7 protein-coding genes and 2 pseudogenes are annotated in these 7,667 nt (G+C 68.4%); 4 read left to right on the top strand and 5 right to left on the bottom strand.

The features are described from left to right. Positions 1–148 precede the first annotated feature (148 nt). The 3 genes and pseudogenes from ilvN to A6302_RS26135 all read right to left on the bottom strand — a co-directional run. A complete protein-coding gene (gene ilvN, locus A6302_RS08725; RefSeq protein ID WP_069306714.1) occupies positions 149–700 on the bottom strand; it encodes an acetolactate synthase small subunit in 552 nt (183 codons plus the stop codon). 102 nt (positions 701–802) lie between these two features. Continuing rightward, positions 803–1,989 (bottom strand): annotated as a pseudogene (locus A6302_RS08720) (thiamine pyrophosphate-dependent enzyme); the annotation flags it as partial. 86 nt (positions 1,990–2,075) lie between these two features. Beyond that, positions 2,076–2,586: pseudogene (locus A6302_RS26135) on the bottom strand (thiamine pyrophosphate-binding protein); the annotation flags it as partial. A gap of 461 nt (positions 2,587–3,047) precedes the next feature. Between A6302_RS26135 and adhP the strand changes: the two are divergent. Beyond that, positions 3,048–4,076 (top strand): alcohol dehydrogenase AdhP, encoded by a 1,029-nt coding sequence (gene adhP, locus A6302_RS08715; protein ID WP_069306710.1) that lies wholly within the window; start codon positions 3,048–3,050, stop codon positions 4,074–4,076. Positions 4,077–4,249: 173 nt separating this feature from the next. Here the strand turns inward: adhP and A6302_RS08710 are convergent, their stop codons facing one another. Continuing rightward, positions 4,250–4,606: a plasmid stabilization protein gene (locus tag A6302_RS08710; protein WP_069306709.1), complete on the bottom strand. Its 357-nt coding sequence runs from the start codon at positions 4,604–4,606 to the stop codon at positions 4,250–4,252. Between the two features lie 98 nt (positions 4,607–4,704). Further along, positions 4,705–5,505, bottom strand: coding sequence for a L,D-transpeptidase (locus tag A6302_RS08705; protein ID WP_083255634.1), 801 nt, complete (start codon positions 5,503–5,505; stop codon positions 4,705–4,707). Between the two features lie 265 nt (positions 5,506–5,770). Between A6302_RS08705 and A6302_RS25275 the strand changes: the two genes are divergently transcribed. The 3 genes from A6302_RS25275 to A6302_RS08695 are packed head-to-tail and all read left to right on the top strand — an operon-like array spanning position 5,771 to position 7,631. Continuing rightward, entirely contained in the window at positions 5,771–5,896 is a 126-nt protein-coding gene (locus A6302_RS25275; protein WP_280938983.1) for a hypothetical protein, read from the top strand. Next, positions 5,893–6,762 carry a metal ABC transporter ATP-binding protein gene (locus A6302_RS08700; RefSeq protein ID WP_425349139.1) on the top strand — a complete coding sequence of 290 codons (870 nt, stop codon included), beginning with the start codon at positions 5,893–5,895 and terminating at the stop codon, positions 6,760–6,762. Before A6302_RS25275 ends, A6302_RS08700 begins: the two co-directional genes overlap by 4 nt. Beyond that, the gene (locus A6302_RS08695; protein ID WP_069306708.1) at positions 6,759–7,631 is read left to right on the top strand and encodes a metal ABC transporter permease; all 873 of its coding nucleotides are present in this window, start codon (positions 6,759–6,761) and stop codon (positions 7,629–7,631) included. The genes A6302_RS08700 and A6302_RS08695 overlap by 4 nt, the downstream gene beginning before the upstream one ends. Positions 7,632–7,667 lie beyond the last annotated feature (36 nt).

Genomic DNA, 7,667 nt, shown 5'->3' with positions numbered 1-7,667 from the left:
GAAGGATTTTGGTGAACGACAAGGCACCATGTGGCGTGGACGGGTGAAGCCGTTCGGCAAGTGAATTCCCTTCTCCCCCTCGCGGGAGAAGGCGCCCGAAGGGCAGATGAGGGGGGTGCGGCACACGAAAGCGCCGCGACCTGTCTCCTCAAAGCCCGTCCTTCCCGCGCGACAGCGCCGCCAGACCGGTGCGGGCCACCTCGACGAGGCCGCAGGAGGTCATCAGCTTCACGAAGCGGTCGATCTCGGCCGGCATGCCGGACAGCTCGAACACGAAGCTCTCCAGCGTCGCGTCCACGGTCTTGGCGTCGAAGGCCTGGGCGAGGCGCAGCGCCTCGACCCGGTGCTCGCCGGTGCCGGCCACCTTGATCAGCGCCAGCTCGCGCTCGATGGCGTCGCCCATGCGGGTGAGGTCGATCACCCGGTGCACCGGCACGAGGCGGGCGATGTGGTTCTTGATCTGGTCCAGCACCTGCGGCGTCGCGGTGGTGACGAGCGTGATGCGCGAGACGTGGCGTTCGTGCTCGACCTCGGAGACCGTGAGGCTCTCGATGTTGTAACCGCGGCCGGAGAACAGGCCGACGATGCGGGCGAGCACGCCCGGCTCGTTGTCGACGAGCACCGAGAGCGTGTGCGTCTCGATCTTGGTTTCCTCTTCCTGCAGGAAGTAGGCGGAGCGGGATTCACCTGCGACGATCATCGGGCCATGTCCCCGTTCGATGTTCTTGAGCATTGTCGTGACTTTCGAATTCCGTGGCCGGAACGGAGGCGGCACCCGCGGGCACCGCCCCTCCCCCTTGCCTCACACCAGCATCTTGCCCTTGGCGTCGATGGCGCTGCCGATCTCCTCGTCCGAGGCATCCTCGGCGAGCAGCATCTCGTTGTGCGCCTTGCCGCTCGGGATCATCGGGAAGCAGTTGGCGAGGCTGGCGACGCGGCAGTCGAACAGCACCGGCTTCTTGACCTCGATCATCTCGGCGATCTTGTCGTCGAGCTCGGCCGGGTTCTGGCAGAGGATGCCGTGGCCGCCGTAGGCCTCGGCGAGCTTCACGAAGTCGGGCATCGCCTCAGTGTAGCTGTGCGACAGGCGGTTGCCGTGCAGCAGCTGCTGCCACTGGCGGACCATGCCCATGTACTGGTTGTTGAGAATGAAGACCTTGACCGGCAGCTCGTGCTGGATCGCCGTCGCCATCTCCTGGATGTTCATCTGGATCGAGGCATCGCCGGCGATGCAGCAGACGAAGGCGTCGGGATGGGCTGCCTGCACGCCGAGCGCGGCCGGGAAGCCGTAGCCCATGGTGCCGAGGCCGCCCGACGTCAGCCAGCGGTTCGGCTCCTCGAAGCCGAAATACTGCGCCGCCCACATCTGGTGCTGGCCGACCTCGGTGGTGATGTAGGTGTCGAGGTGCTTGGAGGCCTGATACAGCCGCTCGATCGCGAACTGCGGCATGATCACGCTGTCCGACGCCTTGTAGCGCAGGCACTTCCTGGCCTGCCACACGGCGATCTGCTTCCACCACGCGCCGAGCGCATCCTTGTCCTGCGCCGGCGTCAGCGCCTTCCAGGCGGCGACCATCTCGCCCAGAACGCTGGCGACGTCGCCGACGATCGGGATGTCGACGCGGATGTTCTTGTTGATCGACGACGGATCGATGTCGACGTGGATCTTGCGGCTGGTCGGCGAGAAGGCGTCGGTGCGGCCGGTGATGCGGTCGTCGAAGCGCGCGCCGATGCAGACCATCACGTCGCAGTCGTGCATGGCGAGGTTGGCTTCATAGGTGCCATGCATGCCGAGCATGCCGAGCCAGTTCGGCCCGGAGGCCGGATAGCGCCGAGGCCCATCAGCGTCGAGGTGACCGGGAAATTGGTGAGCTGGACCAGCTCGCGCAGCAGCCGCGTCGCCTCGTCGCCGGAGTTGATGACGCCGCCGCCGGTGTAGAACACCGGCTTCTTGGCGGCCGCCATCAGCGCCACGGCGTCGCGGATCGCCGCGTCGTCGCCCTTGACCTGCGGATGATAGGCCGAGGTCTTGTAGTGCGGGTCCTTGGTCCCGGAATTCGGCCCGTAGTAGGTGCCGGTCTGGAACTGGATGTTCTTCGGGATGTCGACGACGACCGGCCCGGGGCGCCCGGTGGTGGCGATCCGGAAGGCCTCGTGCAGGATGCGCGGCAGGTCGGCGATGTCTTTCACCAGCCAGTTGTGCTTGGTGCAGGGCCGGGTGATGCCGACCGTGTCGCACTCCTGGAAGCCGTCGGTGCCGATGAGATGGGTCGGAACCTGGCCGGTGATGCAGACGACCGGGATGCTGTCCATCAGCGCGTCGGTCAGCGCCGTGACCATGTTGGTCGCGCCGGGGCCGGAGGTGACGAGGGCAACGCCCGGCCGGCCGGTGGAGCGGGCATAGCCTTCGGCCATGTGGCCGGCGCCCTGCTCGTGGCGGACCAGCACGTGACGCACCTTCTCCTGCTGGAACAGCTCGTCGTAGATCGGAAGCACCGCGCCGCCCGGATAGCCGAAGATGGTGTCGACGCCGTGGTCGACGAGTGCCTGCAGAACCATCTCGGCGCCGGTCATTTGCCGTGTCATGGACCTTATCCTTCCGGGTCTTCGCGCCGATCCCCTGCCGTCGGGACAGTCGTGGCGCCGTTCTTGTTCGCGATGTTGGGTCAGGAATCCGGGTAATAAAAAAGGCCCTCCGAGGGGCCTTGGGTCGCGCACCATGTCGTTCGCAGGCTCTAGACGAGAGCCTTCGTGACGGTGCGCCTTCTAAGTACGATCAGCTTGGCAGACATGGCTCGTCCCAATTTGCAGTTGGCGGAAGCTAGTCCTCGCGAAAAGCAAGGTCAAGGGCAAATCTGGCCGGCGCCGGATCGATGTCCGCGGATGACCGCCACATCACCCCCTCCAGCGCCCGGGGCCACCGACTGTCATCAAACAGTCATCATACAAAATGGCGTCCGTTTGACACGGATCAAGGCCCCCGCCCCCGTCCGCCTCCAGAGTGGCCTCACCTGTCCGGGACCGGACGAGATGTGAAAGGACGACCGATGGCGAAGACCATGAAAGCCGCCGTGGTGCGCGAGTTCGGCAAGCCGCTGACGATCGACGAGGTGCCGATGCCGGAAGTCGGGCCCGGCCAGATCCTGGTGAAGGTCGCCGCCTCCGGCGTCTGTCACACCGATCTTCACGCCGCCGAGGGCGACTGGCCGGTGAAGCCGAAGCCGCCGTTCATCCCCGGCCACGAGGGCTCCGGCCATGTGGCCGCCGTCGGCGCCGGCGTGCGCAACGTCCGGGAAGGCGACCGGGTCGGCGTGCCGTGGCTCTACACGGCCTGCGGCCACTGCGAGCATTGCATCTCCGGCTGGGAAACCCTGTGCTATGCGCAGCAGAACACCGGCTATTCGGTCAACGGCGGCTATGCGCAATATGTGCTCGCTGACCCGAACTATGTCGGCCACATCCCGGACGCCATGGACTTCGGCACCGCCGCCCCGGTGATGTGCGCCGGCGTCACGGTCTACAAGGGCCTGAAGGAAACCGAAGCCCGCCCCGGCCAGTGGGTGGTGATCTCCGGCATCGGCGGTCTCGGCCACATGGCCGTGCAATACGCCAAGGCCATGGGCTTCCACTGCCTCGCGGTCGATGTCTCTGACGACAAGCTGGCGCTGGCAAGGGACCTCGGCGCCGACGCGACCGTCAACGCCCTGCATGGCGACCCCGTCGCCGAAGTGCGCAAGGCCACCGATGGCGGCGCGCACGGCGTGCTGGTCACCGCCGTCTCCCGCCCGGCCTTCGCCCAGGCGCTCGGCATGACCCGCCGCCACGGCACCATGGCCCTCGTCGGCCTGCCGCCGGGCGACTTCCCGCTGCCGATCTTCGACGTGGTGCTGAACCGTATCACCATCCGCGGCTCGATCGTCGGCACCCGTCAGGATCTCGCCGAGGCCATCGACTTTGCCGCCGAGGGCAAGGTCAAGTCGCACTACAGCTGGGGCAAGCTCGACGACATCAACGACATCTTCACCCGCATGAAGGCCGGCCAGATCGACGGCCGCGTGGTGATGGCGATCGACTGACCCTCTCTGCGGCTCGGCCTTGTCCTGAGGAAGCCGCGAAGCGGCTGTCTCGAAGGGCGAGGCGCCCCCGCCCTTCGACAGGCTCAGGGTGGGGGCGGAGAGACGACACGGCTTACGGCTCGGCTCGCAGGCTTTCGATGAGGCGCAAAGATGCCGATGTGGAAGCCGGGAATTCAGGCATTGTCCGTCTTCCGCCTGCGGGTCGCCGCCGCCTTCTTGGCGGAAGCCGAGCGCTGTTCCGGGGTGCGAGAGGCAGCCGCCTTGCGGGCGGCGGCGGAGCGGTCCTCGCGGCTGCGCGAGGCGGAGGCGGCGCCGCCGATGCGGCCGCCGCGTCGTGAGGAGGCGTGGGTCTCAGGGGTGCCGCGGCCCGAGCCGCTCCTGTTGCCGCCGCCGCTCTCCTTGTTCACGGTCGCCCAGGCGCGGCTCTCGGCCTCGTCGGGATCGACGCCGCGGTCCTCGTAGCTCTGCTCGATATGCTGCGCCTTGCGCTTCTGCTTGTCGGTATAGGCCGACTTGTCACCCTTCGGCATGGCTCTCTCCTCCGGCTCCCCCTGCCCTCCGGCCCCCCTGCGCCACGAACGCGTCCGTGGCGGGGGAGTTCCGGAGGAGGCCCGGCCTCAGCCCGATCTCAGATCGAGGCGATCGCCTGGGTGCCCTCGCCCGGGCCGATGACCCGGACGCGGGCGCCTTCCTGGACGCGCTTGTAGAGGTCGATCGCATCCTGGTTGATCATCCGGATGCAGCCCGACGAGACGCTGGTGCCGATCGAATAGGGCTCCAGCGTGCCGTGGATGCGGAACAGCGTGTCGACGTTGTCCTGCCAGAGGTAGAGGCCGCGCGCGCCGATCGGATTGCGCGGTCCGCCCTCGATGCCCATGCCGCTCTGCAGCTTGGCGAGCTTGGCCGGCAGTTCCGGATGGCGGGCGACATACTCGGGCGCCGGATACCAGTCCGGCCATTCGCGCTTGAACTTGATGTAGGCCTCGCCGCTCCAGGTGAAGCCGGCCTTGCCGGTGCCGACGCCGTAGCGCACGGCCCAGCCGCCGTCCTGCACGAAGTAGAGCAGATGCGCGGTCGGATCGACCACGATCGAGCCGGCCGGCATGTCGGTGGAGTAGCGCACGCGCTGGCGCAGGAACTTCGGGTCGAAGCGCAGCGGATCGACGGCACGCACCGGGAAGGGCTCGGTGCTGATCGGCGCATACATCGCGATGTAGTCGGGATCGCCCTCGAGCGCGTTGTCGAGGCCGGGGTCGACGAAGAACGGCTGGATGGCCGGCTCGAGGCCGGGCGCCATCGGCGCGGTGCTGGCGGTCCAGGAATTGGGGCGCACGGTGGTGATCGGCACGCTGGCACACGCACCGAGCGCCGTGAGGGCGGCGCCCTGCAGGGCGGTGGTGAGGAAGCGTCGACGGGAAAAGGCGGTCATGGCAACTCGCGGCAATCGGATGTGTCTGGGAGGAGGTGATGTCCACAAGCCCCGAATCTACGCGCTTGGAAAGGGCGCGGCAGGTCACTTTCACGCGAGACCGCCAAGGAGTCCGCCAGCGTGACGTTTTCGCAACGCACGCGCGCCAGCGTTGCGCCTTGCGCCGGCCGGCAAGGTGGGCGGAGGACCGCCGGTCGCGAACATTTTTCCGATTGAAATGTTATATCATAACGTTTATGGCTTTCGGCGAACCTGGACGGCCAAGATGACATCCCGCGACCCCTTCGTCTCTTCCCTCATGGCCCGCTCGGCCGCCGAACGCCTCGTCGGCGTCGCGGCGATTCTCGCCCTGCTGTGGCTCGCCGTCTGGTGGGCGGTGGTGCTGCCATGATGCCGCGCGAGATCCGCTTCCGCGACGTGACCGTCGCCTATGACCGCCACCCGGCGGTGCATCACCTCTCGGGCAGCTTCGCGCCCGGCAGCCTGACCGCCGTTGCCGGTCCGAATGGCGCCGGCAAGTCGACGCTGCTCAAGGCGCTGATGGGCGAAATGCCGGTGTCGGAAGGCCAGATCGACCGCGGCGGCCTGTCGATCCGCGACATCGGCTACCTGCCGCAGGCCGCCGACATCGACCGCAGCTTCCCGCTGTCCGTCGCCGACACGGTGCTGCTCGGCGCCTGGCGCAGCCACGGCGCCTTCCGCGCCTTCTCCCGCAGCTGCGTGGCCGACGCCCGCCGGGCGCTGACCTCCGTCGGGCTGGAGGGCTTCGAGCGCCGGCCGATCGGCACCCTGTCCGCCGGCCAGTTCCAGCGGGTGCTGTTTGCCCGCCTCCTGCTGCAGGACGCGCAGGTGATCCTGCTCGACGAGCCCTTCACCGCGATCGACGCCCGCACCACCCGCGACCTCCTGGACATCGTCCAGCGCTGGCATCGCGACGGCCGCACGGTGATCGCCGTGCTGCACGACTTCGACCAGGTGCGCGCCCATTTCCCCGACACGCTGCTGCTCGCCCGCCGCCAGATCGGCTGGGGGCCGACCGGCGAGACCATGACGGCGGAGAACCTTCTGGCCGCCCGGGCGATGGCCGAGCGCTGGGACGACGAGGCCAATGCCTGCGACAGCCATGGCCGTGGCCATGGCGACGGGCATGGCCACGATCCGCACGACGGCCCGCATGGCCATGATCATCACGGTCATGATCACCATGGCCACGATCATCACGGTCACGGCAGCCGGCGCGGCGGGGCGGCGGCATGACCTTCGCGGCCCTCGTCCTCGACCCGTTCCTCGACTACGGCTTCATGCGCCGCGCGCTGGTGGCCTGCGTGGCGCTCGGGCTTGGCGCCGGCCCGGTCGGCGTGCTGCTGATGCTGCGGCGGATGAGCCTCGTCGGCGACGCCATGAGCCATGCGGTGCTGCCCGGCGCCGCGATCGGCTTCCTGCTGGCTGGCGGCCTGTCGCTGACGGCGATGGGCATCGGCGGGCTGATCGCCGGCCTTGCGGTGGCGCTGCTGTCGGGCCTCGTGACCCGCACCACGGTGCTGCGCGAGGACGCGAGCTTTGCCACCTTCTACCTCACCTCGCTCGCCGCCGGCGTGCTGATCGTGTCGTTGCGCGGCTCCAACATCGACCTGCTGCATGTGCTGTTCGGCACGATCCTGGCGATCGACGCCGCGGCGCTCTACCTCGTGGCGGCGATCACCTCCTTCACGCTAGTGGTGCTCGCCCTCGTCTACCGGCCGCTGGTGGTGGAGTGTTTCGACCCCGGCTTCCTGCGCGCCGTCGGCGGTCGCGGATCGGTCTACCACCTCGCCTTCCTGCTGCTGGTGGTGCTCAATCTGGTGGCCGGATTCCAGGCGCTCGGCACGCTGATGGCCGTGGGCCTGATGATGCTGCCGGCCGCCATCGCCCAGCTCTGGACCCGCAGCCTGCCGCTGATGATGGTGATCGCCGCCGGCACCGGCGCGCTCTCCGGCTTCGTCGGCCTGCTCGTCTCCTATCACCACGCCGTCGCCTCCGGGCCGACCATCATCCTGACGGCGAGCGCGATCTACGGCGCCTCGCTGCTGCTGGCGCCCGCCGGCGCGGTGTGGCGCCTGATCCCCCGCCCGCATCTCAAGGGCTGACCCGCCGCGTCGGCGCCATGCGCCGGCCGGCCCCCG

Origin of the sequence: Methylobrevis pamukkalensis (assembly GCF_001720135.1) — a bacterium.
GTDB classification, from domain to species: domain Bacteria; phylum Pseudomonadota; class Alphaproteobacteria; order Rhizobiales; family Pleomorphomonadaceae; genus Methylobrevis; species Methylobrevis pamukkalensis.
This window is presented reverse-complemented; position numbering and strand designations above follow the sequence as displayed.

Coding starts and splice junctions, on each gene's coding strand:
- ilvN (WP_069306714.1), bottom strand. CDS start 700: ATGATCGTCGCAGGTGAATCCCGCTCCGCCTACTTCCTGCAGGAAGAG.
- adhP (WP_069306710.1), top strand. CDS start 3,048: ATGGCGAAGACCATGAAAGCCGCCGTGGTGCGCGAGTTCGGCAAGCCG.
- A6302_RS08710 (WP_069306709.1), bottom strand. CDS start 4,606: ATGCCGAAGGGTGACAAGTCGGCCTATACCGACAAGCAGAAGCGCAAG.
- A6302_RS08705 (WP_083255634.1), bottom strand. CDS start 5,505: ATGACCGCCTTTTCCCGTCGACGCTTCCTCACCACCGCCCTGCAGGGC.
- A6302_RS25275 (WP_280938983.1), top strand. CDS start 5,771: ATGACATCCCGCGACCCCTTCGTCTCTTCCCTCATGGCCCGCTCGGCC.
- A6302_RS08700 (WP_425349139.1), top strand. CDS start 5,893: ATGATGCCGCGCGAGATCCGCTTCCGCGACGTGACCGTCGCCTATGAC.
- A6302_RS08695 (WP_069306708.1), top strand. CDS start 6,759: ATGACCTTCGCGGCCCTCGTCCTCGACCCGTTCCTCGACTACGGCTTC.